This window comes from Olivibacter sp. SDN3 (assembly GCF_014334135.1).
Lineage (GTDB): Bacteria > Bacteroidota > Bacteroidia > Sphingobacteriales > Sphingobacteriaceae > Olivibacter.
Map to the genome: position 1 here is coordinate 2,503,420 of NZ_CP060497.1, position 23,251 is coordinate 2,526,670.

General features: G+C 39.2%; 26 protein-coding genes and 1 pseudogene. 15 read left to right on the top strand and 12 right to left on the bottom strand.

Translation table 11 applies throughout. The features are described 5' to 3' along the window. Positions 1 to 218 precede the first annotated feature (218 nt). The 3 genes from H8S90_RS10320 to H8S90_RS10330 form a co-directional block, all read right to left on the bottom strand. Positions 219 to 1,622: a serine hydrolase gene (locus H8S90_RS10320; protein WP_187342458.1), complete on the bottom strand. Its 1,404-nt coding sequence runs from the start codon at positions 1,620 to 1,622 to the stop codon at positions 219 to 221. An 8-nt stretch (positions 1,623 to 1,630) separates the two neighbouring features. Beyond that, the gene (locus H8S90_RS10325) at positions 1,631 to 1,939 is read right to left on the bottom strand and encodes a hypothetical protein (RefSeq protein WP_222852283.1); all 309 of its coding nucleotides are present in this window, start codon (positions 1,937 to 1,939) and stop codon (positions 1,631 to 1,633) included. 117 nt (positions 1,940 to 2,056) lie between these two features. Beyond that, positions 2,057 to 2,953 (bottom strand): flavin reductase family protein, encoded by an 897-nt coding sequence (locus H8S90_RS10330; RefSeq protein WP_187342459.1) that lies wholly within the window; start codon positions 2,951 to 2,953, stop codon positions 2,057 to 2,059. 354 nt (positions 2,954 to 3,307) lie between these two features. Between H8S90_RS10330 and H8S90_RS10335 the strand changes: the two genes are divergently transcribed. Both H8S90_RS10335 and H8S90_RS10340 read left to right on the top strand, forming a co-directional pair. After that, positions 3,308 to 4,111: an SDR family oxidoreductase gene (locus H8S90_RS10335; protein ID WP_187342460.1), complete on the top strand. Its 804-nt coding sequence runs from the start codon at positions 3,308 to 3,310 to the stop codon at positions 4,109 to 4,111. A 65-nt stretch (positions 4,112 to 4,176) separates the two neighbouring features. Further along, on the top strand, positions 4,177 to 5,088 hold the full coding sequence (locus H8S90_RS10340) for an AraC family transcriptional regulator (protein WP_187342461.1): 912 nt from the start codon (positions 4,177 to 4,179) through the stop codon (positions 5,086 to 5,088). Between the two features lie 175 nt (positions 5,089 to 5,263). Here H8S90_RS10340 and H8S90_RS10345 read toward each other — a convergent pair whose 3' ends face one another. Beyond that, positions 5,264 to 5,584: a helix-turn-helix domain-containing protein gene (locus H8S90_RS10345; RefSeq protein ID WP_255501895.1), complete on the bottom strand. Its 321-nt coding sequence runs from the start codon at positions 5,582 to 5,584 to the stop codon at positions 5,264 to 5,266. 197 nt (positions 5,585 to 5,781) lie between these two features. Between H8S90_RS10345 and H8S90_RS10350 the strand changes: the two genes are divergently transcribed. Beyond that, a complete protein-coding gene (locus H8S90_RS10350; RefSeq protein WP_187342463.1) occupies positions 5,782 to 6,549 on the top strand; it encodes a hypothetical protein in 768 nt (255 codons plus the stop codon). A 2-nt stretch (positions 6,550 to 6,551) separates the two neighbouring features. Continuing rightward, positions 6,552 to 6,779, top strand: coding sequence for a DUF2798 domain-containing protein (locus tag H8S90_RS26440; protein WP_187342464.1), 228 nt, complete (start codon positions 6,552 to 6,554; stop codon positions 6,777 to 6,779). Between the two features lie 47 nt (positions 6,780 to 6,826). Here H8S90_RS26440 and H8S90_RS10360 read toward each other — a convergent pair whose 3' ends face one another. Continuing rightward, positions 6,827 to 7,090: a hypothetical protein gene (locus H8S90_RS10360; RefSeq protein WP_187342465.1), complete on the bottom strand. Its 264-nt coding sequence runs from the start codon at positions 7,088 to 7,090 to the stop codon at positions 6,827 to 6,829. A gap of 161 nt (positions 7,091 to 7,251) precedes the next feature. Continuing rightward, a complete protein-coding gene (locus tag H8S90_RS10365) occupies positions 7,252 to 8,193 on the bottom strand; it encodes an alkene reductase (protein ID WP_187342992.1) in 942 nt (313 codons plus the stop codon). Positions 8,194 to 8,218: 25 nt separating this feature from the next. On the opposite strand from H8S90_RS10365, the gene H8S90_RS10370 reads away from it, so the two are divergent. From H8S90_RS10370 to H8S90_RS10385, 4 genes are all read left to right on the top strand, one after another. Beyond that, positions 8,219 to 8,497 (top strand): transposase, encoded by a 279-nt coding sequence (locus H8S90_RS10370; RefSeq protein ID WP_187342466.1) that lies wholly within the window; start codon positions 8,219 to 8,221, stop codon positions 8,495 to 8,497. 134 nt (positions 8,498 to 8,631) lie between these two features. Beyond that, positions 8,632 to 9,114: a DDE-type integrase/transposase/recombinase gene (locus H8S90_RS10375; RefSeq protein ID WP_187342467.1), complete on the top strand. Its 483-nt coding sequence runs from the start codon at positions 8,632 to 8,634 to the stop codon at positions 9,112 to 9,114. 15 nt (positions 9,115 to 9,129) lie between these two features. Further along, a complete protein-coding gene (locus H8S90_RS10380) occupies positions 9,130 to 9,375 on the top strand; it encodes a transposase (RefSeq protein WP_255501944.1) in 246 nt (81 codons plus the stop codon). A gap of 333 nt (positions 9,376 to 9,708) precedes the next feature. After that, complete coding sequence (locus H8S90_RS10385; protein WP_255501896.1) at positions 9,709 to 10,089, top strand: GNAT family N-acetyltransferase; 381 nt, start codon at positions 9,709 to 9,711, stop codon at positions 10,087 to 10,089. On the opposite strand, the gene H8S90_RS10390 is transcribed toward H8S90_RS10385, so the two are convergent. Further along, a complete protein-coding gene (locus H8S90_RS10390; RefSeq protein WP_255501897.1) occupies positions 10,006 to 10,410 on the bottom strand; it encodes a hypothetical protein in 405 nt (134 codons plus the stop codon). The genes H8S90_RS10385 and H8S90_RS10390 overlap by 84 nt on opposite strands. Before the next feature lie 250 nt (positions 10,411 to 10,660). Continuing rightward, on the bottom strand, positions 10,661 to 11,053 hold the full coding sequence (locus H8S90_RS10395) for a hypothetical protein (RefSeq protein WP_187342470.1): 393 nt from the start codon (positions 11,051 to 11,053) through the stop codon (positions 10,661 to 10,663). 646 nt (positions 11,054 to 11,699) lie between these two features. On the opposite strand from H8S90_RS10395, the gene H8S90_RS10400 reads away from it, so the two are divergent. From H8S90_RS10400 to H8S90_RS10425, 6 genes are all read left to right on the top strand, one after another. Beyond that, positions 11,700 to 13,034 carry a hypothetical protein gene (locus H8S90_RS10400; RefSeq protein ID WP_187342471.1) on the top strand — a complete coding sequence of 445 codons (1,335 nt, stop codon included), beginning with the start codon at positions 11,700 to 11,702 and terminating at the stop codon, positions 13,032 to 13,034. Positions 13,035 to 13,122: 88 nt separating this feature from the next. Then, positions 13,123 to 13,641, top strand: coding sequence for a hypothetical protein (locus H8S90_RS10405; RefSeq protein ID WP_187342472.1), 519 nt, complete (start codon positions 13,123 to 13,125; stop codon positions 13,639 to 13,641). After that, a complete protein-coding gene (locus H8S90_RS10410; protein ID WP_187342473.1) occupies positions 13,610 to 14,428 on the top strand; it encodes a tetratricopeptide repeat protein in 819 nt (272 codons plus the stop codon). Before H8S90_RS10405 ends, H8S90_RS10410 begins: the two co-directional genes overlap by 32 nt. 447 nt (positions 14,429 to 14,875) lie before the next feature. Beyond that, the gene (locus H8S90_RS10415) at positions 14,876 to 15,646 is read left to right on the top strand and encodes a type IV toxin-antitoxin system AbiEi family antitoxin (RefSeq protein ID WP_255501898.1); all 771 of its coding nucleotides are present in this window, start codon (positions 14,876 to 14,878) and stop codon (positions 15,644 to 15,646) included. Continuing rightward, positions 15,630 to 16,529, top strand: a complete 900-nt coding sequence (locus H8S90_RS10420) for a nucleotidyl transferase AbiEii/AbiGii toxin family protein (RefSeq protein WP_187342475.1) — start codon at positions 15,630 to 15,632, stop codon at positions 16,527 to 16,529. The genes H8S90_RS10415 and H8S90_RS10420 overlap by 17 nt, the downstream gene beginning before the upstream one ends. A 188-nt stretch (positions 16,530 to 16,717) precedes the next feature. Then, positions 16,718 to 16,963, top strand: a complete 246-nt coding sequence (locus H8S90_RS10425; RefSeq protein ID WP_187342476.1) for a hypothetical protein — start codon at positions 16,718 to 16,720, stop codon at positions 16,961 to 16,963. 81 nt (positions 16,964 to 17,044) lie between these two features. Here H8S90_RS10425 and H8S90_RS10430 read toward each other — a convergent pair. The 3 genes and pseudogenes from H8S90_RS10430 to H8S90_RS10440 form a co-directional block, all read right to left on the bottom strand. Then, positions 17,045 to 17,275: pseudogene (locus H8S90_RS10430) on the bottom strand (transposase); the annotation flags it as partial. 90 nt (positions 17,276 to 17,365) lie between these two features. Continuing rightward, a complete protein-coding gene (locus tag H8S90_RS10435; protein ID WP_187342478.1) occupies positions 17,366 to 17,770 on the bottom strand; it encodes a hypothetical protein in 405 nt (134 codons plus the stop codon). 60 nt (positions 17,771 to 17,830) lie between these two features. Beyond that, entirely contained in the window at positions 17,831 to 18,682 is an 852-nt protein-coding gene (locus H8S90_RS10440) for a hypothetical protein (RefSeq protein WP_187342479.1), read from the bottom strand. Positions 18,683 to 19,289: 607 nt separating this feature from the next. Between H8S90_RS10440 and H8S90_RS10445 the strand changes: the two genes are divergently transcribed. Continuing rightward, positions 19,290 to 21,995 carry a S8 family peptidase gene (locus H8S90_RS10445; RefSeq protein WP_187342480.1) on the top strand — a complete coding sequence of 902 codons (2,706 nt, stop codon included), beginning with the start codon at positions 19,290 to 19,292 and terminating at the stop codon, positions 21,993 to 21,995. A 27-nt stretch (positions 21,996 to 22,022) separates the two neighbouring features. Here the strand turns inward: H8S90_RS10445 and H8S90_RS10450 are convergent, their stop codons facing one another. Continuing rightward, complete coding sequence (locus H8S90_RS10450) at positions 22,023 to 23,048, bottom strand: AAA family ATPase (protein WP_187342481.1); 1,026 nt, start codon at positions 23,046 to 23,048, stop codon at positions 22,023 to 22,025. Positions 23,049 to 23,251: the final 203 nt, after the last annotated feature.

Genomic DNA, 23,251 nt, shown 5'->3' on the forward strand with positions numbered 1-23,251 from the left:
TAACTGGCTCTGATCGTAATACCATTTTTTATCTTCTGGGATTGATGTCCGGACTGTACCTCGAGGTTGCCTTCGCCTAGATTGAAAATCAAAAGGGTCAGAAACGAAGGTGACAGAATTTTTTCAACAGCTAATTCCGAATGGTTGATAGCATTTTTCAGTACCAATTATTTACCATCGTTTTTTGGCACAAAATTATTTGTTCCTAAAAATCTAGTCTATTCTTCAATCTTCACCCAATCAGCATCCTTTCCTTTGCTGTTATATGTTGTCATCATCAATGTATCATTATCACTTGTCTGGGTGAATTCAAATCTTAAGGGCGCTTCCTTTATGTAAAATTTATTGACATCATTGGCATGCAATTTAACTTTGGGTAAACGGGCTTCAGGGTTCAAGGCTTCAACATACAATTGTTTGTTATCCAAGGTGATCTTCATTTTATGGCTAACCCCTTTGAAAATGACCTCGTACAAGCCGGCATATTTTTCCAATTGATTTTCATTCAACGCTACTTCGGTTTCATTTTTTTCCAGATATAATTTGGCCAGGTCATTGGTTAGAATCTGCCAGTCCATATCCGCTTCATAGCAATTAAAAAGTGTTATAAAAAGCAGGTCCCGCTCCGGTAGGTACACCATATCACTTTGATAACCATCTGTCGAACCGCTATGCTCAACCGTTGATTCGCCCGCCAGATCCTTTATGTAAAAACCGTAACCATAGTCGATCCGTTCTCCGTTTGTGAGTGTTGATGGCTCGGTAGCCATCTTTAAAGTCGACTTTTTAATAAGCCTGCCCGAATACAGTGCTCTGTGCCATTTCAAAAGATCATCAGCATTGGATACTATGTCCCCCGCACCGTACAGTAAATTTGTGGGTTCCAGTTCTGCCAGTTCGTATCCTTTATCAAACTTTGAATACGCTTTGGCAGATTTAAATTTGAGTGAATCAGTCTTGGCATTCGCATAGAAGGTTGAAGATAGCTTCGCTCTTTCCACGATGTTTTTTTCCAGGTATGCTCTATAAGGGACATCGGTGATTTTTTCAATTAGATAGGCCAGTAAGAAATAGTTGGAATTGCTGTAGTCGAATGCCGTTCCGGGGGCAAACTTCAATGGTTCTTTCTTGAATATATTGACTACCTGTTCCGGTTGTAGACGTGTGACATCAACGCTCTCACCGGCATCCAGTTCAAGATAATTACGGATACCGGATGTGTGATTCAGCAGCTGCCTGATCGTGATATCACTTCCTGGACTGGGATAATCGGGCAAGAACTTTTTAATATGGTCTTCCAGTCCGATTTTTCTATCCTCCAATAATTGTAAAACACCCACTGCGGTAAATTGCTTGGAGATGGATCCGATTCTGAAGATATATTCGGGCTTCATGGTGCCACCTGATTCCATGTCAGATAAACCAAAAGCCTTACGATAAACAATCTTACCCTTTTCTGCAATGAGAACAACTGCGCCAGGTGCAATTGAGGGCAATCTAGCGCTAATCAGGGAATCCAGATCAGCTTCTTTTGAACTGCTAATTTCAGGTTGGCAGAAAACAATAGTGCTTTGCAGAAGAAATATTAATATCAATGCTGATTTGAATAGCTTTATCATCATGTAGGTTCTTATTTTGCTAGCGATTTAACAATCGCTTTGTTGAAATATTCATATATTCCTTTAGATATCTGTCCTACGGCACTTTGGAAGCTTCCATCTTTCTCCTTTCCGAATACCGCTGAATCGAAATCAGCTTTCATAGCATCAATCACCTGTTGATAATCCACTTTTTCAGGATAAATGGCAGGACGTTTGGTCACACCTTTGGCGTCTAGCTGTTCATGGTCATAATCATCTAATAATTCCAGTCCTTTAGCAAATTGATGCAACCATTCAAAATCAGTTTCCCCTATCTTGTCTTCGATGGCACGGCCCAAAATGCGAATTCCGTCTTTTAACGTCTGTACTTCTTGCTGCTTTTGTGCCAGTCGTTTTTCATTGATAGCATAACCTTGAACCAGGTTGTGTTTTATACAGCAATCGCTTTTTATAAGCTACATCAACAACACTTTCCAGGCATCCATTACACGGCCGTTATCTAACAAATACTTGGCTTTTAAATGCAGGTGTATGGTGCGGGTGTGGCTGTCGAGGGTAGCATCAAGCAGTTCTTTCATTTCATCGGTTTTGCTAAAGGCTTCCACCTCCTCGTCGGATGGTAGCGTTTTAACAAGCCCCAACAACCCCAAATTATTGCCGGTTAATACGTTGGAGTTTTTAACCTCTTTAGGAAAAGCATCTACGCCGATACCTATTCCAGCATTATCTATTGGTTTGGCAATTTTAAATAAATTATCGCTGGTTACCCTACAATACCAATCACCGCCCAAACGAGCCACCAGATCTATTTTATGAGCGTCTATTTTGCCATTGGCATCTAAAATATCTTCATCGATATGAATCCGTTTCATCTCCGCAATAACCAAATTACCTGCTCCTCCGTTTTTCCCTAACGATATCACATCATTCACTACACATTCCAATTGAACGGGCGATTCCGCTACCCTGGGTGGCTTTACAGTCTCAGAAGCCAGCTGAGTAAACCCTGCTTTGGAAAACTCATTTACTCCTCTTGGATAATCTATACTAGTTAAATAGGTCTGTTGAACCATATCATAGTTCACCATATTAATCACGCATTCAGGTACTTCCAACACGTTTTCGAGCGTATGCTTAGTGGTGTTATCCCGTTCCCTGGTTGTCGGCGAAAAAACGCATATCGGTGGATTGATACTAAACACATTAAAAAAACTGAACGGACTTAAATTAACCTCGCCGTTTTTATCAATAGTGGACGCAAAACATATCGGCCGGGGTGCGATGGCATGGTGCAAATAACCTTGCATTTCCGTCGGTGTCAATGATAACGCATCAATAGTTTTTAACCTCATTCAAATTTTTATTAACGTGAGTTCGGGATAAGAAAAGTATACAAAATGGCGCAAAGGGTATGGTTTCTGCTTGCAAAATGATTGGCAATAGTTAATTAACAAATACCAAAATCCTGTGCTGAGATAAAATTACAGAAATTTTTGTAAACATTTTGACCTTTTATACGGTGCTGGCAAAACCACGGCCGTTTTTTGTCGACCTTTAAAGTTTGCGATACTTTTCTATCTGAGATGAATTTATCTTCAGTTTCTCTTAATAACTTCCGTATTTTGAACACAACATCGTCCATTTTGGAAACACAATCAGAATAGGCTTGGCCGAAATTTGCAGTATCAATTTTTAATAGATTAAATATGCAAAAGACAATATTTATTACCGGGGCTTCTACCGGACTGGGAAAAGCTACTGCCAAATTATTTCAAAGCACGGGCTGGAAGGTGATTGCAACAATGCGTAATCCTGAAAACGAAACAGAACTGAACCAGTTGGAAAACGTTACTGTACTGAAACTTGATGTTACCAATGCGCAGCAGATTAACGAAGTGGTCGGCGAAGTGACCCAATCACACCAAGTGAATGTGGTTTTCAACAATGCAGGTTATGGTCTGATGGGTTCACTTGAAAGCATCACCGATGAAAAACTTATTCGCCAGATAGATACCAACCTACTGGGCGTTATCCGGGTAACCAAAGCCTTCATCCCTTATTTCAGGGAGCGTAAAAATGGGTTGTTTATTACTACAACCTCTATCGGAGGGTTGATCGGCTTTCCTTTAGGCTCATCGTATCACGCTACAAAATGGGCATTGGAAGGCTGGACAGAAAGTATGGCTTTTGAACTGGCTCCCTTCAACATTGGCATAAAAACCGTGGCACCAGGCGGTATCTACACCGATTTTGCTGGCAGATCAATCGATATGAACTCGAACCCAGCTTATGCCCCAGTCGAAGAAAAACTATGGGGCAGCTTTGAGGAAATGATGAAAACTGCTTCGACACCCGAACAAATTGCCGATGTGGTTTATGAAGCAGCAACAGATGGCAAATACCAATTGCGCTATGTTGCCGGAGAAGATGCAAAGGCATTGTTCAATCGAAGCCTAGCGCTTGGCCGCGAAGCTAACCATAAAGAAGTTGGCGAAGTATTTTTAGGATAATAATAAGATAGTGGCAACATCCTGCCTGGGTTTTGCCATTTTTGTAAATTAGCATTTTGTAAATTATGTATATCATCCGATCTATATCCGAATTTCATCGCTTGCTAGGGCTCAAAGATCCGTTACACCCGCTGATCAGTATCCTAGATGTAACGGAAATGAAATTGCAGGAAAACAACATATGGGAGCAGTTTACGGTAGATTTTTACAGCATATCTATCAAAAAAAACATCCATGCAAAAGTGAAGTACGGACGCCAAAGCTATGATTTTGATAAAGGTGTGATGAATTATTTTTCGCCAAAGCAGATCCAGTCTTTCGATATGGAGGCAACCAGAAAGTTTGTAAAGGAATGTGGCGAGGGGTGGATGCTCCTGTTGCATCCCGATTTTTTGGCCGGTCATCCGCTTGCGCAGGAAATCCGCAAATATGGATTTTTCTCTTATTCGGTTAACGAAGCTTTGCATCTTTCTGAGAAAGAAGAACAAGGCATACTCGAAATTTTCAAGAAAATTGAAGCGGAATACGAGCATATCGACCGCCATACGCAATCCATTATTTTATCAAAGATTGAAGAACTTTTGCTCTACAGCAATCGATTTTATGAAAGGCAGTTCATAACACGTAAAACGAAAAACCACGATATTCTCAGTAATCTCGAAACCTTGTTGAACGATTATTTCGACCGGGAAGAACCACTTCAAAAGGGCCTGCCTACCGTAGAATTTATCGCCGGCGAACTTCACCTTTCCACCCATTATCTAAGCGATTTGCTCCGTTTGTTAACCGGTTTAAACGCTCAGCAGCACATACACGAAAAAGTAATTGAAAAGGCCAAGGAATACCTTCTTTCGGGAGAATTTTCTGTTGCTGAAGTCGCCTATAAACTGGGTTTTGAATATCCCCAATCGTTCAATAAACTCTTCAGGAAGAAAACGGAGATGACGCCACTGGAATTTAAAAGTTCGTTGAATTGAGGATAGCAGAATGGGATGATTAAACGGTGTCAGTATTTTATCTAGTTTATTGAAGAATAGCGATCTAGATAAGTTTGAGGAAATTATTGTAGCTCTCCATATTTTATCTTTTTGAGTTCTTTACTACTCACTCATCAAAATCACAAAATAAAGTATTACTAAAAATGCTAAACACTTATATAACAGCTTTATTCTGCTGTCTCTTATAAAATTCACTCATAAAATCACTACCCCAATTTTCCATTAGTGTAACAATAGGTAAAAGTGATTCACCCATTTCGGTCAAAAAGTATTCAACTTTTGGTGGGAGTACGGGATAGATGACTTTTCTAACAGCACCATGTTCTTCCAATTCTTTTAACTGCAAATTCAAAACGCGTTTACTTGCATCGGGGTGTTGCCTGGCTAACTCACTTGGTCTGTGTATCCCGCTATGAATTGAGTTAATTAAACAGGGTTTCCACTTTCCCCCGATAATCTCAAGGGTTATACTCATTCCACAGCTGAAATCCTTTGGTATTTTTTTTTCGTACATCGTTAATTAATCTTCATTGTATAGTGCAAATTTATGTTATATTTAGATATAATGGGTATAGGGGCAATATTATCACTATACCAATATTTTGACCTATATTTTATTCCGTTTCCGATGTATATACTTTTGCTTCGTAATAAATTTAAATGATTAAAGACATGGAATTAACAAATCGTGACAAAGCTGAAGCTATACAAAATAGTATCGAAACCGAAACGTTGGAAGAAATAGGATTAATCCATCCAGAAGCCTATAAGCAACATAATCCAAGTGTAGCGACAGGCCTTCAGGCAATTTTGGCATTACATGAGCAAATGCCTATGGATAAAGTTTACACAAATGTAGTTCGTAAATTTCAAGATGGTGATATTGGGTTCGTTCATGTTGATTATTTTCTTTTTGAACCTACAGTTGCTTTTGATATTCACCGTTTTGAAAATGGGGTGAGTGTAGAACATTGGGACAATCTACAGAGTAATACCAGAAAGTTGAACAAAAGTGGAAGAACGATGACTGATGGAAAAACCAAAGCAATGGATCATCATAAAACGGATGACAACAAGCGTCTTGCTAAAAGTTTTGTTCAAAACGTATTGATTGAGAACCAAACTAATCTTTTACCGGATTATTTTAGAGGGGATGAATTGATTCAACATAATCCGCACATGGGCGATGGTGTCCAAGAGTTCCGAAAGGTGTTAGAACAATGGCGAATGGAGGGAAAACCTCAAACCTATGATAAAATCCATAAGGTGCTTGGAGAAGGTAATTTTGTTTTGGTATTAAGCGAAGGATCATTCTGGGGAGAACATGTAGCCTTCTATGATCTGTATCGAATAGAACAAGATAAAATAGTTGAACATTGGGATGTTATCGAAGCAATACCTGAGCCTAAAAAACGGAAGAATGATAACGGTAAATTTTAACAATGAAGAGTCATCATAAGTATTATAAATTCATTAGTACGCTTTTTGTTGTATTACCCACAACATTTGTTATATCGGTTTTCTCTTTCTTATCAAAAGGCATTTCAATTGAAAATAGAATGTGTGAATTTTTTAAATCATGGTTTTTTTCTATTCCAGTAGCCTACTTGTGTGTTTTATTACTGTTACCATTAGCAAATACGATAACCAACAGGATATTAAAGAAATGAATAAAAAGGGCAACCCGATTTGGATTGCCCTTTACTATGATAATATTTTAAATCAAGCCGTTATCCCCAACTTTTAGTTCGGCGTAGTACTTTAGCTCGAGGCGTTCTCTGGGGAGTTCACCCAATGTAGATTTTTCGGAACTTAAGAATCGCTCTTCCCGACAGTATGGCTTTTGCTGCATACGTGTCTGGTTGTGCTTTGCAATACATTCGCCGATCGCCTCGTTCAGCGAGGCCAGATCAAAGAACTTTCTTTTGCGCAGTCTGGCCGGAACGACCACGGTGCCGTAATGATTGGCGAAGTCTTCCATGCAACGGTTGATCTCCGGCTCGTAACGGTCATTTCTGGTCACGGCCCGACAGCACCCCGTAAACAACCAGCTCAACCAATTTCTCCTTGAATGCTTCCGGATACGCAAACCTGGTATATAGTGCTACATACAGCGTGATAAATGCATACGCCGTTTTATTTTCACAAGAATGGATAATCTGTATAACCTTTTTCTCTTCCGCCGTACATTGTTTCTTTATCTACTGTATTGAATTCAGAATTTAACTCGAAACGTTTTGGTAAATCAGGATTAGCTAAAAATAAAGTTCCATAAGAGATTAATTTAGCAATACCCTTTTCCAATTCCGCTTCTCCTGTTTCTCTTGTGTAACCTGAATTGGCAATAAGCGTAGTCTTAACTAAACTTCCCAATAAGGTGATTTCGTCTGTGTCAGGATAATGTGATGGTCTTGGAAAAGCGGGGTTATTTCCTCTCATTAACTCTACAAAGGCAAAGGTTAATTTATTCAATTCACTTATCAAATATGTATAAGTTTCAGTTGGGTTCTCGTGAACGATATCAGCATAAGAATGCAAAGGCGAAATTTTTATCCCGACACGTTCACCACCAACGGCTTCAATGAGTTCTTCCATTATTTCAAGTATAAACTTACTTTTATTTTCAATACTTCCGCCATATTGATCTTTTCTTTGATTTGCACTTTCAGCTAAAAACTGCTCCGGTAAATAACCATTCCCAGCGTGTAATTCAACACCGTCAAATCCTGCTTCTATGGCATTTAGGGCCGCTTGCCGATAGTCTCTTATAGTTTGCTTGATTTCTTCTATTGTTAAAGTTCTTGGTGCTTCATAATCTTTCGTGCCTTGTGAAGTGAAATGTTGTTTGCCTTGAATTGCAACTGATGAAGCAGATACGGGCAAATTGCCTTTTCTATCTATCGAGTGCCCAACCCTTCCTGCATGCCAAAGTTGCGCAAAAATTATCCCGCCTTTATCATGTACAGCTTGAGTTATTTTTTTCCACGCTTCAATTTGTTCTTCGGTATACAAGCCTGGAGTTAGTGGACTTCCAATAGCATTGTAGCCTTCCCCGAAAATAGGACCGTTATTTATCCAAAAAATGTTATTTTAGAACTTAACTGTTATCATGAGAAAACACACATTCAGCGAGAGCCAGATCGTCAAGGCACTAAAGGAGAACGAAGGAGGCCGAAGTGTCGGGGATATATCCCGGGAACTGGGCATAGACAAGAGCACGTTTTATTACTGGCGAAAAAAATACGGTGGCATGGAGAGCAGGGAACTGAAACGCCTGAAGGAACTTGAACAGGAAAACCAGCGTCTAAAGCAGATGTATGCGGATGTGAGCCTGGACAATAAAATGCTGAAGGACTTACTTTCAAAACCGAGCGTAGCGAGCTCATGAATGCCTTACGAAATCAATGCTAATGAATAAAAGTTTTAAAGCCCTCCGGCAAACGGCAGTGCGCCACGTACCTGATGAATGCGTATAAAGTCGGGATAAGGCGAGCGTGTGCAGTTGCAGGACTTACCAGATCCATGTGGTATTACAAGAGTAAGCGGGATGATAGCGAGGTGATCGGAAAACTTTCCCGGCTTGCCATCGAGTATTCTACCCGGGGTTTCGATGAATATTACTACAGGATCCGCTGTGAGGGCTTGAAATGGAACAGGAAGCGGGTTTTGCGTGTATACCGTCAAATGAAGCTCAAGTTGAGAAGAAAACACAGGAAGCGCCTGCCCGGAAGGGAGAAATGTCCCTTGGAGGTCCCCTTGGAACTGAATGAATGCCGGAGCATGAATTTCATGAGCGATTCGCTTACCGACGGCAGAACGGTACGGGTATTCAACGTGATCGATGACTGCAACCGGGAGGCGCTGGCTTCCGATATTGGGTTGTCTTTTCCGGCACGCGCTGTTATTGAAACCATGGAGAACTTAAAGGCCGAGATCGGTATACCGAAATATATCAGATGCGATAATGGACCGGAATTCCTTTCGAAGCTTTTTATGAACTGGTGAAGGCACCACATAGAGATCAGGTATACCCAGCCTGGAAAGCCGATGCAGAACGGATATGTGGAGCGCTTCAACCGTTTTTTCAGAGAGGATATACTTGATGCCTATTATTTTAACGATATATACCAGATGAGAGAAAAGGTATGGGAATGGACCGAGGATTACAACAATAACCATCCCCATAGTTCAATGGGCAACAAATCACCGCGGGATTTTAAGCCCCGATTCAGCAAAGAATTAAAATTCTTCGCCGAATCGGGTTAATTAATTATTTTTTTCTGAATTTTACGCTGTCCTAAATTTGGTAAGGCTACAGTATGAGAGGATCGAGATATTATGGAGCTATGGTAAGGCTACAAATTCACCGAAAAGATCTTTCAGATTCGACTTATAAAAAGGCTGAAATGCTTTTTAGTGACAGTTACATTTCGCAAATCATAATGACCATTATTACGATAAACGCATGGAATAAGGTATCAATAAGCACGAGAAAAACGGCTAAATAGCTTATGGTGACCGGAAAAAATTTAAGGTATGACAGAAATAAATATATACAAAAATGAATTTTGCATTTCTACAGATAAAGCAAAATTGGATATGAATTCGATTCACGCTTTTTTGTCAAAAGCATATTGGAGCCTGAATATTCCTAAGGAAAAGGTACAAGCGGCTATAAAAAATTCTCTCTGCTTTGGTATATACAAGAACAAAAAGCAAATTGGCTTTGCGAGAGTTATTTCCGACTTTTCGACCATTGCTTATTTAGGTGATGTTTATATTTTAGAAGATTACAGGGAGCTCGGGCTTTCTAAATGGTTGATGGAAACGATCATGAGCTATTCTCATTTACAAGGATTGAGAAGATGGATTTTACTTACCCGAGATGCGCACGAATTATATCGGAAGTTTGGATGGACGGATATCGCAGATCCTTCTATATGGATGGAATACCATAATAAAAATGTTTACTCTCAATAAGTTTGAATAAAGGTTCGTTCTCCTTGCATGCTCTTTTGAAGGATGGCTCCGGGCCTTGTTGACCCCTTCGAAATACAGCATGAGCTCATTATGCCGCTGGGTGTCAACGGTTGTATGGGAGGTAAACAGCTCGGCTAAGGCTGGCGTATCAAAGCGCAGGAGCTCTTCAAGCGAATATTCACTCGCTTCAAACAACTGCATATAGGTGTTGACCGTGTTCCGGGAGATGCCCAGAAGGGAGCCTATCCTGCGGTTGCTGGTTCCGTCGAGATGTAGGGTGATTATCTGTTTTAAGTCCATCGGATCGAGTTTGTTGGCCATGTCGCTGTATTTATATGATGCGGCAAGGTAATCCCTGATCTCTTAAAGTGGCACAGAACGAACCGTAATGGCAATGGTCAATATCAATCTGAAATGGCATCATTTAAACCGTAATTACTGGCAATTGTCTCGTCCTGAAAAAACCCTTAGGCTTTTCCTTATTAAAAAGCCATTCGCACTGGATGATCTGAAAATGAAGTTAGTAAAACTCTTGAATTCATGCTTTGCAACTAGAGCCTACCATTCTTTGTCAAACATTTTCTTCCTTGCGGATATAAAGTTTGTTTTTAGCATTGACATACAGGCTTACATGCCCATGATTTGTCTGCAGTCTAATTTTCTTTGATGCTGTTTTGGAAAGTATGTCAATAATCGCCGATTCCAGATATTTAATATTCTCTTTTTCTTCCGTTTTAAGATCAGATTTAGCCAGACGAAAATCTTCGGATAATGTCATAAATGATCCGATCTGGTCAAAGGATAATTCCACCTCGAGAGAATCGCCACAATAGGTCAATGCACCCACATACTGCGAAAACTGCGCTTCCAAATCATCATTTTCTAGCTGCTGCAATCGCATATGTTCTATTAAATCGAAATAATCTTCAATTAACCTGTTGAGTTTATTTATATGCGCTTCCATACATTATATCTATATTTTGTTTTCCATTTATGGGGTCTTTGAAAATAGCAAACTAGATTGATTTTTCAAAATGTTTGGTGTACAATGCTGATCCAGCGACTAAAAGCCCGGTGTTTGAGAATTTTCTGCAGGCCTCATAGCAGGGGCTAACAGGCAGATCCTGCAAACCATCACATTACGGTTTCCCCTAAGAAAGCAGTCAAAAACCCGCTAATTTTGGGTGTGATGAATTGATCTTAAATGAAGAGAAAATTTGTATAAAAATGAGAAATGGTTTTTAACATGTTAATATGGAATAATCCACCAATGTGGATAATTATTTATGCCTGTTTTAATTGGTATAACCGATACTTGTATAGTGCCACATATAGCGTGATGAATGCACACGCCGTTTAATCAACCTATGTTAGAAACCTTGTTTTAAGTGAGTAGAGAAATTGTGTGTACCTTTGTGTAGGTGATGATGGGTGATTTTACTACCAAATGCCTGAAATTTAACCCGATACAGTGATTTAATTTGTGTAAATAGTTAAAAATGCTTTAGTTTGAAATATTACTTCAATAAGAGAGTCTTATTTCGCTGTATCTTTTTTATGTCTCAGCCCTTCAGGGCAATGATAGATTTTTTTAAGCAAACATCAATCAAGTGGGCGATTTTTTAATAGATGATCAAACAAATGTCGACCTTCAGCTTTATGCTGAAAGTGCGCAAGAGTTTACTATATACGCATGTTTTGATCATACCACTACTACCGGTGGTAAACAGCGTTTAAAGGCGTGGTTCAGACATCCGACCACAGATTTAAGCATTTTGCAGAGAAGAAGCGATGGGATCCGGTTTTTTACGGATGCTATCGGTAACCTGTGTTTTGAAAAAGAACCCATTGATTTTATTGAGTTTTATCTCAGTAGCCATGACCGTCCGAAGAGGTATTCTTTCTTTTACGCGGTAAAAAAAGTTGTTAAATATCAATATGCTAAGCAGCAGGAGCGATATAATAAGCAAAGGGGTATATCAGAAATTCTCACCACGTTGGTCTTTTTGAAGAACTTTTGTTTAAAGATCAAGAAAGAGCATCAGCACGAATTTATTGACGAGCTTTATGAAGATATCGAATATATTTTTAAAGATCCCGTGATTCATAAATGCGTTCAGGCCGGGCAGTTTAAGCAAAAAGGTCTGAGGCTTGAACGGTGCGACTTTCTGATCAGGAAAACCTATATTCAAAAAATTCGTAAAATACTGAGCCTAGTTTACGACCTGGACGCTTTTTTTTCGGTCGCGCTCACAGCACAAAAGCTTAATTTATGTTTCCCTGAGTATACAACATGTTCTGATCAGAAATTAGAGTTGGAAGGTGTTTTTCATCCTTTTTTGAACGAGGCAGTTCCCAACAATTTTTCTTTGGGCGGGAGCCAACACCTGTGCTTTCTCACGGGGGTTAATATGTCTGGCAAATCAACCCTGATGAAATCTGTTGCAATTGCCGTATATCTGGCACATGTGGGTTTCCCTGTTCCAGCGAAAAAGATGGTAACGGGAATGTTCAACGGTTTGTTGACAACCATCAATCTTGGCGACGATCTAAAATCTGGAAGCAGCCATTTTTATAATGAGGTATTGCGGCTAAAATATGTTGCTCAGCAGATCACTACGCACAGAAAGTTGTTAATTATCTTCGATGAACTCTTCCGTGGTACGAACGTTAAAGATGCCTATGAATCTTCACTTCTGGTGATAGAAGCTTTTTCTAAAATCCCAACCAGCTTTTTTATCGTTTCGAGCCACCTTGTCGAAGTTGCCCAGGATTTGTCAAAAACCTTAGCGATAAACTACCAATGTTTCGAAACAACATTCCGGCATGACCGTCCTATCTTTAACTATCAGCTGAAGAAAGGTGTGACAACAGCTAGAATAGGCGCTTGGATCATAGCGAACGAAGGCATTGTGAAAGTGTTGAATCAAGCGGCGATAACCTGATCATATTGATTGCTAAAGTATTTGTTGGCAATCGTGTGTAACAATTTTAGAAGAACATAACAAGATAAATTGATTGACCGAATATCTAATGAAAGAATTATACTTGCCTGCTATCTTTTCAGTGCTGTTTGTCTCGATCTTGAATGCCCATGCACAGCAGATTCAGTCATTGGAACCGTATACAGAAGCTGATGTGGGCGATATTTATTATTTGCCTTTTGTAGATGATCCGGTGTATAAAATTTATAATAAGGGATTTATTCCACAATATTATCAGGTAAAGGGGGGGTACATTGGAGGAAGAAAAAAGATACTTGCTGAATTCAAAGAAAAAGTAGGTGTTGATGTTTACAGTTCCATAGATGGTTTTGTCACCATTCGATTTATCGTTAACTGTGAGGGTAAGGCAGGTAGGTTCAGAATATTGATGTTAGACAAGGAATATAGGCAAAGGAATTTTGACCGGTTTTTCATTGATAAGTTATTGTGCTTTACAAACAGTTTAAGTAATTGGAAAGTAGCATCTATAAACGGGACTAAGACCGACTATTATCAGTACATTACATTTGTTATTAATGGAACAAAAGTTAGCGATATTATGCCTTAGTTTATCATTGTTAGCTTGTTTGTCTGACAGGACTACTACGCTAGATGAGCAAGAGAATAATTGTAATTTAGCTGAAGAGCTGTACGCGCACCATGGGAGACAGGGTAGTTATTTATCGCAGAAATTATTAGATAGTAGCATTAATCTTTGCCCGTCCTATGCAGATGCTCATCACGAAATTAGTGTTCCCTATCTGAAAAGAGGAGATTACTCAAGCTGGTTAAAGTATCTGGGCAGAGCGGTTGAATTGGAGCCTGAGCAGTACTTGGGAATACAAGCCTGGTGCAAAGTAAAATTTTTGCATGATTACAGAGGTGCGTTAGACGATTTCTTAAGATTGGATTCGTTAAATCCGGTACGGAAAAGAATTATAGCAGATAATGACATGTATTCATGGATGGCGTTATGTGCTGCAGGTTTGGGAGATATGACAGGCGCGTTAGCTTATATAGATTCCAGCATCAATACAGCTATAAGGGATAATGGGGAAGAATGGGTTGGAATGTTTGATTTTTTCTATAGGGGGAATATCAAAATGGCATTGGAAGACTATATTGGCGCGATTTCAGACTTTGACAAGCAGCTCAAGTTATCATCCAACTTGATCGATGCATATTATTATAAAGGTACTGCGTATTTAAAGTTAGGAAAATCGAAGGAAGCGAAAGAAAGCTTTAATCAGGCAAAATTACTCCATGCTGCTGACGGGTATCATATAGAAGATCCTTATGTAGAAATGCCGTGGCGAGTTTACACTGAGGAAATAGAATCAGTACTGGATTTTTAGTAAACATATTTTACCTCCGATTATTTGAATTATACTTCCCTTTTACTTTTTAAGAATGACATTCGATCGCGTGTCTCGTGACAGCACAAAGTACTGTAACAGTTAAGGGGATGCTGTTGAAGTATTAAAATAGACTCTTTAGATCTTTAACATATTTAGACTTAGTCAGCCCAATTTTCTACTTTTGAGATGTCCTGAAAATGGGGGGAGGTCACAAGAAGAGAATTTTGTAAAATTAGGCAGTCTTAACTTGGGGAAGCCGACAAGTGATCTTCTGTATTTTCTTGGTCAAGAATAGGTGAATACCACCCGTTTTTTATGATTTCCCCTATGGATTTGCAGTTTTAAAATTGCGTTTTTTAGTATACTTAAAGTATAGTTATTTATGGGTTTTTAAAGTAATGATTGTAGTTTCTTTATATTTTTTGTATTTTTGATACCATGAGTATGAAAAATACGTCAAAAATAAATACGCTTCTGCATTCACAACCTTATGGGACTATCTTCACCAGTGTATGGCTCATACGTAACGGATATAGTTACGCACTGCAGCAACGTTATCGAGAAAACGGATGGTTGGAGTCGGTAGGTAGTGGAGCCGCCAAACGTATTGGCGATCAAGTGTCGGTAGAAGGCGGAGTCTATACGCTGCAAAGCCAGCTAGGGCTATCTGTACACATCGGGGGAAAGTCTGCAATCGCCCTTTTGGGAAGGTCGCACTACCTACAGATGGGTATCAGCGAATTGATGTTATTCGGAACACAGGATGAGCAGCTTCCAAAGTGGTTCAGCGAGTTTGATTGGGGAGTAAAGATCGATTACCGCGCATCAGGCTTTTTGCCGAGGGATATGGGGGTGGAGGAATTTTCCAAAGGAAATTTCACGATAAAGATATCGGGACTTGCACGGGCGCTACTGGAATGTTTATATGTTTCAGACGGCCACGATCTTGTTGAATGTTATGAATTGCTGGAAGGCATGAGCGGACTTAGACCAAAACTTGTACAGTCGCTACTGGAAAACTGCAGTTCGGTAAAGGTGAAGCGCCTGTTCCTTTTTATGGCCGAAAAAGCTGGACATGCATGGCTAAAGTATCTAAACTTAGAGGTAATCGACCTTGGTTCGGGAACCAGGAGTTTGGTAAAAAAGGGAGCGTATGTACAAAAATACGATATCACGGTACCAAAAGAACTAATGGAAAATGGAGAAAATATATAAAGGTCAGGTCAAGCTGTTATTGGATGTGCTTCCGCTGGTATCAAATGAACAGTGCTTTGCACTACATGGGGGAACTGCAATCAACCTGTTCATCAGGAATATGCCGCGACTGTCGGTGGATATTGATCTTACCTATCTCCCTATAGAGGATTGGGATACCTCGCTTGGGAATATCAACGCGGCGTTGAAAAGGATTGGTGTAGATATCGAAAAAAATATGCCAGGAACCAAGGCTACCTTAAGGGAAGAAGCCTCTAAACTGGACATCGCTACAGCATCGGCAAGCATCAAGCTAGAGGTGAGCAAAATGGGTCGGGGATCCTATGCTCCACCAGAGATTAGGGTACTTTGTGAAAAAGCCCAGGAAGAGTACAATGCCTTTTGCGAGATTGCCGTTGTTCCCTTGGGTCAGTTATATGGTGGAAAGATCTGTGCCGCATTAGACCGTCAGCATCCTAGAGACCTTTTTGACGTCAAGTATCTGCTGGCCAACGAGGGGTTTACCGAAGAGATCAAGACGGGATTTATATTCTGTCTGCTGGGGGCAAAAAGGCCGATATCGGAATTGCTTGCTCCCAATTTCATCGATCAAAGATCAGCATTAGAAAAGCAGTTTCTGGGGATGACAGAAGAAGAGTTCAGCTATGAGGAATATGAATTGGTAAAGGTGCAGCTTGTGAAAGAAATAGCCGCTGTATTTGATGACAGCGATAGGGATTTCCTTTTAGCGTTCAAGGATACATCTCCAATCTGGGATCGGTATCCATTTGGTGGATTTCCATCGATAAAAAGAAAGGTTCAGCTATTGTTAGATCTAAAGGAAAAAAAACCTGAAAAACATACAGCTCTCTTACAAAAGCTCACTGATGTATTGGGTAGGTAAGACTGAAAACGAAGACCACAGCATCAAAGAACCTGCTGATTTCAATAAGTAATTAATACCAAAATTAGAATGAAAGTTGCAAAAAATAGTATTAATCGCGTTGTTTTTTTCTCAAATAAGTGCCTTTGGAGTTTTTTTTGAAAAAACAAATTAGATTTTCGATATTACTAATTATTAAACTAAAAATTATGATGGATATAACCGTATACTATAATGAAACGAGTATTTTTGGAGAAGTTACAGAAACTGAGTATGATATAGTTGGTGAAAGATTATTTTTATTCAACGGTCAACAAGGAGATACCGATCTCACATTCCGAATGGCTAGGAGAGAGAATGGCTATTGGTACGTTCCCCCTGGGGATATTCCTATTTTGGATAAAAGAAGTTTTGCAGACGCGTGCGCCCAGGTGGACGTGAATCTTGGTCTTTAATAGTTTTCAATCAACAGTAAAGTTGAATATTTGGTATTAACTGAATATTCCGTTGATGTTGGTTCTTCCCACTTTTGGTGGTTACGAAGGTGGCAGTACCAGCCTTTTCTCCAGTAGGCGGAGCGAACAACGACCATACATCTGTCTTTTCAATGTCTTCAGCTTGTTTACGTTTTCTTCAACCGGCCCGTTGCTCCACGGTAGATCGAAGGCGTTTTTGATTTCAGCGAGATCCTGCCTAAGCCCTTTTGCAAATCCACATAATTCAGGAATCGAGGAATCGTTCACTCTCTCGATCCACTTCTGTAGACCAGCGCTGCATTGATCTTAACATCATCTGACGGAACTCTCTTATAAAAGATAAAGATCGCTTCATTACAACTGAGGCTCTGCAGAGCTGGTTTAATATGTCCGATTCATCCTTGGAAAGCTTTTGGGGATCATTGAAAAAAGCATGGAGCTTCTCGATGGTCTCCAGAGGCTGAGATCCGAGGGCAACACTGTTTTTATTCCCTTTTTCTTACCCAATGCCAGACTATGCCTGGCCAGCCCATCGGATAAAGTAGAATATGCACCCTGATATCCGCGGCCTTTAAGTTCAGTATGTAACTGCCTTATCTGGATGTCCGGGTTTTCTTCTTTCCTTTTCTTTATATAACCAAGATGTTCCTCCAGCCCTGTGGGCGAGATGTACGTTTTTCGCGGAAGTTCCTCGCAGAGTTTATATTTTCTGACCGTTATACGGCTCATTTTAAACCTTCTGGCTATTTCCCTGATCGGAATATCCTGTTGTAATAATCGCTTCACCTCGAATTTTTCCTGTTGACGTGGAGAAGGCTGCAACCTACCTCAAAAGCTCGAATAGATTTAATCCAATGGCCAGAACTTTTCCTGAGCCTCAGAACTAATTTCACTCAGCTGTTCAACGCTGATGTTATATTGCTTTGCCACGGCTGCTTCATATTCACTCATTTTTTCTGCGGACTTATCATAAATCTTAGCATACTCAGCCTTTATCTTCTCACGATTAGCATCATTTATATTTCCATACTTATTAAGCACTTTTTGTTGCTCTTTGTGCTCATACTCACCAGCTTTATCCTGTGCTTTTACAAGGTCTTTAAAAATCTGTTTCCTCACTTCAACACTAAAGCCGAATTTATCCTCTGTTTCTGATCTTAAAGCAAGATATTCATTAAGATTACGAGTAATTTGATAGCTGATTTCGTAATTTTCTCGGGAGTTGTTTTTTGCAATGTTTGCGTCAACATTTCCCAATTTCCCATAGGGTGCCCAAGTAGCAGCCCCTATATCGTATGTGCTGTTTGATAACTCGTTATCACTATACAGCCAAAGTGTAATTTCGTCAATATCTTTGTCAACGGATGTGAGTTCCTTTATAATTAACTCCACAGTAGGCTTTACCTGATTTTCTTTAATATCTTTCAAAACTACCCTGTACAAATGTTTTTTCTTAATTGGTAGTTTCTCCAGTTCGGATGTCTGATATTGAGATAATGGTTTTTTCCCTAGTGCTTTACTGCTTTGATCTTCCATTTTGACTATTTTGTATTCGACTGCATCGTCAGGTTCAATCGTTTCTTTCGAAACGTCTTCGGCAATAGGCTTTTCGGAAGTTTTTTTATTGTTTACATTTTCACACGCAATTAGTGTCAATCCCATTACAATTATTGTTATGAGGCGTATTACGTTTTTCATAGTCGAAATGATTTGTTTGAATATACGTTTTTAATAAGAAAAGCAATTGAGTAAAGCCTCTGACCCTGAGTCAACTGACTAGCTCTAATGGGGTAGCTTTCTAAACTGGGGGCGGTGTTTGTTTTAAATTTATAAAAATGCATATTAATCAGAATGGTATTTTGAAAAATAACGGAGGTTTTCCTCACACTAGCAAAACTAAATACTTGGCTGTTTAATTTATTACGGAAAACCGGAATTCGCTTCGTTCGAAATTGGCTTACAACAACGTTTGGGAGGCGATGAGTTTGAGAAAAAAACTATTATGAAATAGCTCGATATTCCACACTTTCGCAACCGCCAAAATTGGGGAAAGAGGCACTTTCCTCGGGATTTTCAGAATAAAGTAATAAGGAAGCTTGGGAATATATTTCAAAATTTCACATATTTTGTGAAATGCCATTTAATTTATAAATTAGTAGCACTAAACTGAAATATTAACCAAACTAAAATCAAAGCAGTAAATAAGGGATTGTGATTGACGGCTAACGCTCATACCAGTGCAGCTGGGCATAAGGAAATAGAAAAACCTAACCTTAAGCTATTGCTATAAAAACTATACCAATCAATGAACCAACAATTACCTCATCTCTATCTCAAAAATCCTTCGGGTCATGCATATAAGTTTGATAAATCAAGGGGCATGGAAAAAAACGATACTATAGATAAAGACCCAGCGGCATACAGACCACATAAACAACGATTGAGTACTTCGTTTAATCAACTCCTTCTAGATAAAGCGAATAGACTACGGGATAAGCGTTTAGTTCCAGAGCATATTGAAATTATAGAAATCAGGTTTTTGATACCATTTAGTGATGGATTAAGTTATAAGACTCGGACACGGTTTTTAAATGAATTTGGTCTATCACCAGTGATCCAAAAAGATTTCAATCGTACCGTTTTGTTTGCAATAGTTGACGAACAACGGTTTAGGCACTTCGACGCATTATTGCACCATTATATCGAGAGTAGTGATCGTATTTCTCCAAAAGGCAAGACATACGCAATTATGACCACACTATTTGATGTCAAATATCATACGGCATCGGATATACGAAACCAACGTTCTGGTGATTTAGTTTTTGAGCTGATTAATACAACCCCTCAGATTGATGAAGTTTACGAAACTCAACACAGGGCTTTGAAGAATTATTTAGAAGCGTTAGCGCTTGTAGGTGATATTGATGATTTTTCGTTTGACCCTTATGGTAAGATGCTTCAACTGAAAGGTGCTAATAGAAATATTGTAGATGAAATGGCAAGGAATTTTGATATTCTTGCACAGGCACATACCTTGCGTAGCCTCATTGTCAAGCCAGATCAATTTAATATCACAAAGGTGACATGGGATTTTACAATACGGAACCGAGACGATAATCATACGGTCATCGGTGTTATCGACAATGGTATAAGACCAATTGAACCTTTGCGTGAGATTGTAATGGCCGGCATAGATATTACACGTACAAATGATCCCTTATGGGCTGCTCATAGACATGGCACTGTCGTAGCCAGTTTAGCAGCAGTTGGTGATCGGTTTTTTACCGGTGAAGAGGAATTGGACGCAGATGCTAAAATATATTCTATCAAGATATTGGAAAGCATTGATGGTTATATTGACGTAATTAAAGTAGTAGAAGCTATTCAGGAAGCACACATAAGAGATGGTGTACGCCTCTTTAATTTATCCATTTGTGCGCAGAGTAAATCATATAACGAAAGCCCTTCATTTTTTTCGTATTTACTTGATAAATTGGCCTATGAGTTAGACATCCTTATATTTATCGCTGCGGGCAATATGAATTATGATGATCTCGTGGCGATGCAAGAAAATCCGCATGATCTACATAATTACCCAAATCATTTTTACAATCCTAATATAGAATCAGATATCCATTCGTGCATATATACCAATATTTGTATTCCTGCGGAGAGTATGAATCATGTTACGATCGGTGCTCTGGCAGATAATTATAGACCAGATACAGCTGTTGATCTAAGTTTGGATAAGAATTTGCCAGCATACTATTCTCGGAAAAATCATTATGACTTTAAACAAAAAATTAATGGTGCTGTATTAAGTTCTAATCACGGAAATAAGAATTTTTTTAAACCTGATATCGTAATGCCAGGGGGAGATCTTTTACAAAATGATGCTGCCATGCAGGTTCCAGGTTTTGGTGATGGGGGAAATGATTATTATACCTTTGATTCTGGAACAAGTCTTTCAGCACCTTTGGCAGCGAATCTAGCTGCACAAGTGCTAAATATATATCCCGACCTCTCACTACAATCTATCAAGGCCTTGCTGATTAATTCTACTGATACTTATCCTACTAGTTATTTAGAAGAGATGGTTATCGAAAGAAAAAATAGCTTAGCGATTGAAGCATATGGAGTGCCTTTTGATAAATTGTCAGCGACGAATAAAACCAAAATTACAAGGCAAGTTCTTTCGGAAGAAACTATTCATCGCAATCTGGTTGGCCACGGTAAACCAAACAAAGAACGATTGCTTTATTCAACAGCTAATAAAGTTTCGCTCATTGTAGAAGAAACTATCCGAACAGATCATCATAAAGTAATTCTTTTGCATGTGCCTGAATATTTATTAGAAGGTAAGGGAAATAAAAGACTTGCTATTCAAGCAACGTTATGCTATAAGTTCAATCCCGCTTGGGGTAATCATGTGGATTATAATCCATTGCATATTTCGTTTAACTTTGCTAATAGTGTAGTGAAACACTCGTTGGATAATTTAGCTGATATTTTGGCAGACAGAAACCATGAATATTATAAGGACAATCACTGGACGGATGAAATTAGGAATCTAGAAGATCTGAAAGCTCAGAGAGATATTTCTGATGAAGACAATAAAAGATTATTAAATCTTAAAATGAAGGTAAAAAACAAAGCGTTAGGTATCAAAAACTCTTTAGGGCCTTGGTCAGAAGATTTCTTTCCTTTAGTAAATAAACCGTTATCTAATAGACAGCAGCTTTCTATTCAAATATCTAAATCCGAAATTGGAAAGATAGGTAATCAAATAGCAATTGTTATGCGCTGTGCCGTCAAAGACAATTTGGATCTAGACTTACAGGAATGGGCTAGGATTACCAAAGAGCACCCTTTTTCACTTGCTCTGTCTATAGAAGATAAGTCAAAAATTGATGGGGTTCGATTGTACGATGAGATACAGGCTGTTAATATCCTTGAAGCAGTTCCAAACAATATTACGCAACTAGATCAAGATTTAGATATTGAGCTATAACTAAGTTGCAGAGATAAAAATCATTTCTTATCCAATAGCCAATGCTTCCTTTTCTTCCGCTACCAGTTGCTTCCAGATAGCAGTATCTATTTTAGGCTTTAAGGCTCTTGTATTTTTAGTTCCAAACAGGCTGCGCTTCATCGCGGTTACAAGTGTCTTTTGGATACTGTAGTAGGAAAGGCCTTCCGCCTCTTTTATGATGCTATTCGTTGCAGTCTTTTTATCGAAAGAGAATTCACCTTTCTTCAACGTGAGGTCAATCAATTGCTGAATCTCTTCTTTAGTGGGTAACTCAAAAGCTATGGATACATCAAAGCGACGGAGCAGCGCTTCGTCCAGCATATTCTTCTGATTGGTAGCGGCAATCACCATGCTGCTTTGCGGCAGGTAGTCAAACAACTGCAAAATTGTATTTACTACACGCTTCATTTCACCATGGTCCTGGCTATAATCGCGTACCTTACCTAATGAATCAAACTCATCAATAAAGATAATGCAATCTTCCTGCGTAGCCCTTCTGAACAATTTGGCCAGGTTCTTACTCGTTTCGCCTAATTTGGCTGAGACGATAGCACCTAAGTTCACTACAATCATGAGCTTTTTCAACTCGCCTGCTATCACGTATGAAGCCAACGTCTTGCCGCAGCCCGAAGGGCCATGCAGTAAAAGCTTATTTGATAAGGGTAAATTGTGCTTGTTTAATAGTTCAGCATGGCTGTGCTCATCTAAGAAGTTAACCAGCTTGTCCTTCACTTCGAGAGGGCTCACCAAATTTTCCAACGAATAGTCAGACGTGAGCTTTTCCAAGATCAGCTCATCCGTTTCCCTGTCATTTAGCTGTTGATAGTGTGATGGAGAACCCACCTTTAACATACCTCCAGTTTCCTGCTTGCGTACTGCGTCTTTCAAGATAGATTGCAGTTGCAGGGCAAAATTAATCTTCTTGGTACTTTTAGCGTGATCTATAAACTCGTTCAGCGTAGCCAATAGCTTTTCACGATCGTTCTCCAACCCGAAACGCGCTATGTCTTTTATATAGTCTTGCTGGCTCATTGTTTGAAGTTTAGATGCTGTTTACAAATGTATAACAATTTTAGTGCCTTAAAAAGGGGAACCGTAAACATTCGCAAAAATAAGTTAATTAATGTCTGATATAATACCGTTTTCCGTAATCCGGTTACGGAAAACCGTAAAAACCAAAAGATAGAACCTCTTAAGTTTGTAGTGGTGTATTTCTCAAATTTTCACATATTTTG

Bases quoted from the DNA above. Each gene is read 5' to 3' on its own strand.
- H8S90_RS10415 (WP_255501898.1), top strand. From the start codon at position 14,876: ATGAAAAATACGTCAAAAATAAATACGCTTCTGCATTCACAACCTTAT.
- H8S90_RS10410 (WP_187342473.1), top strand. From the start codon at position 13,610: ATGGAACAAAAGTTAGCGATATTATGCCTTAGTTTATCATTGTTAGCT.
- H8S90_RS10420 (WP_187342475.1), top strand. From the start codon at position 15,630: ATGGAGAAAATATATAAAGGTCAGGTCAAGCTGTTATTGGATGTGCTT.
- H8S90_RS10320 (WP_187342458.1), bottom strand. From the start codon at position 1,622: ATGATGATAAAGCTATTCAAATCAGCATTGATATTAATATTTCTTCTG.
- H8S90_RS10425 (WP_187342476.1), top strand. From the start codon at position 16,718: ATGATGGATATAACCGTATACTATAATGAAACGAGTATTTTTGGAGAA.
- H8S90_RS10360 (WP_187342465.1), bottom strand. From the start codon at position 7,090: ATGGAAGACTTCGCCAATCATTACGGCACCGTGGTCGTTCCGGCCAGA.
- H8S90_RS10350 (WP_187342463.1), top strand. From the start codon at position 5,782: ATGGAATTAACAAATCGTGACAAAGCTGAAGCTATACAAAATAGTATC.
- H8S90_RS10440 (WP_187342479.1), bottom strand. From the start codon at position 18,682: ATGAAAAACGTAATACGCCTCATAACAATAATTGTAATGGGATTGACA.
- H8S90_RS10375 (WP_187342467.1), top strand. From the start codon at position 8,632: ATGTGGTATTACAAGAGTAAGCGGGATGATAGCGAGGTGATCGGAAAA.
- H8S90_RS10385 (WP_255501896.1), top strand. From the start codon at position 9,709: ATGAATTCGATTCACGCTTTTTTGTCAAAAGCATATTGGAGCCTGAAT.
- H8S90_RS10390 (WP_255501897.1), bottom strand. From the start codon at position 10,410: ATGGCCAACAAACTCGATCCGATGGACTTAAAACAGATAATCACCCTA.
- H8S90_RS10370 (WP_187342466.1), top strand. From the start codon at position 8,219: ATGAGAAAACACACATTCAGCGAGAGCCAGATCGTCAAGGCACTAAAG.
- H8S90_RS10330 (WP_187342459.1), bottom strand. From the start codon at position 2,953: ATGAGGTTAAAAACTATTGATGCGTTATCATTGACACCGACGGAAATG.
- H8S90_RS10335 (WP_187342460.1), top strand. From the start codon at position 3,308: ATGCAAAAGACAATATTTATTACCGGGGCTTCTACCGGACTGGGAAAA.
- H8S90_RS10340 (WP_187342461.1), top strand. From the start codon at position 4,177: ATGTATATCATCCGATCTATATCCGAATTTCATCGCTTGCTAGGGCTC.
- H8S90_RS10445 (WP_187342480.1), top strand. From the start codon at position 19,290: ATGAACCAACAATTACCTCATCTCTATCTCAAAAATCCTTCGGGTCAT.
- H8S90_RS10405 (WP_187342472.1), top strand. From the start codon at position 13,123: ATGAAAGAATTATACTTGCCTGCTATCTTTTCAGTGCTGTTTGTCTCG.
- H8S90_RS26440 (WP_187342464.1), top strand. From the start codon at position 6,552: ATGAAGAGTCATCATAAGTATTATAAATTCATTAGTACGCTTTTTGTT.
- H8S90_RS10450 (WP_187342481.1), bottom strand. From the start codon at position 23,048: ATGAGCCAGCAAGACTATATAAAAGACATAGCGCGTTTCGGGTTGGAG.
- H8S90_RS10395 (WP_187342470.1), bottom strand. From the start codon at position 11,053: ATGGAAGCGCATATAAATAAACTCAACAGGTTAATTGAAGATTATTTC.
- H8S90_RS10345 (WP_255501895.1), bottom strand. From the start codon at position 5,584: ATGAGTATAACCCTTGAGATTATCGGGGGAAAGTGGAAACCCTGTTTA.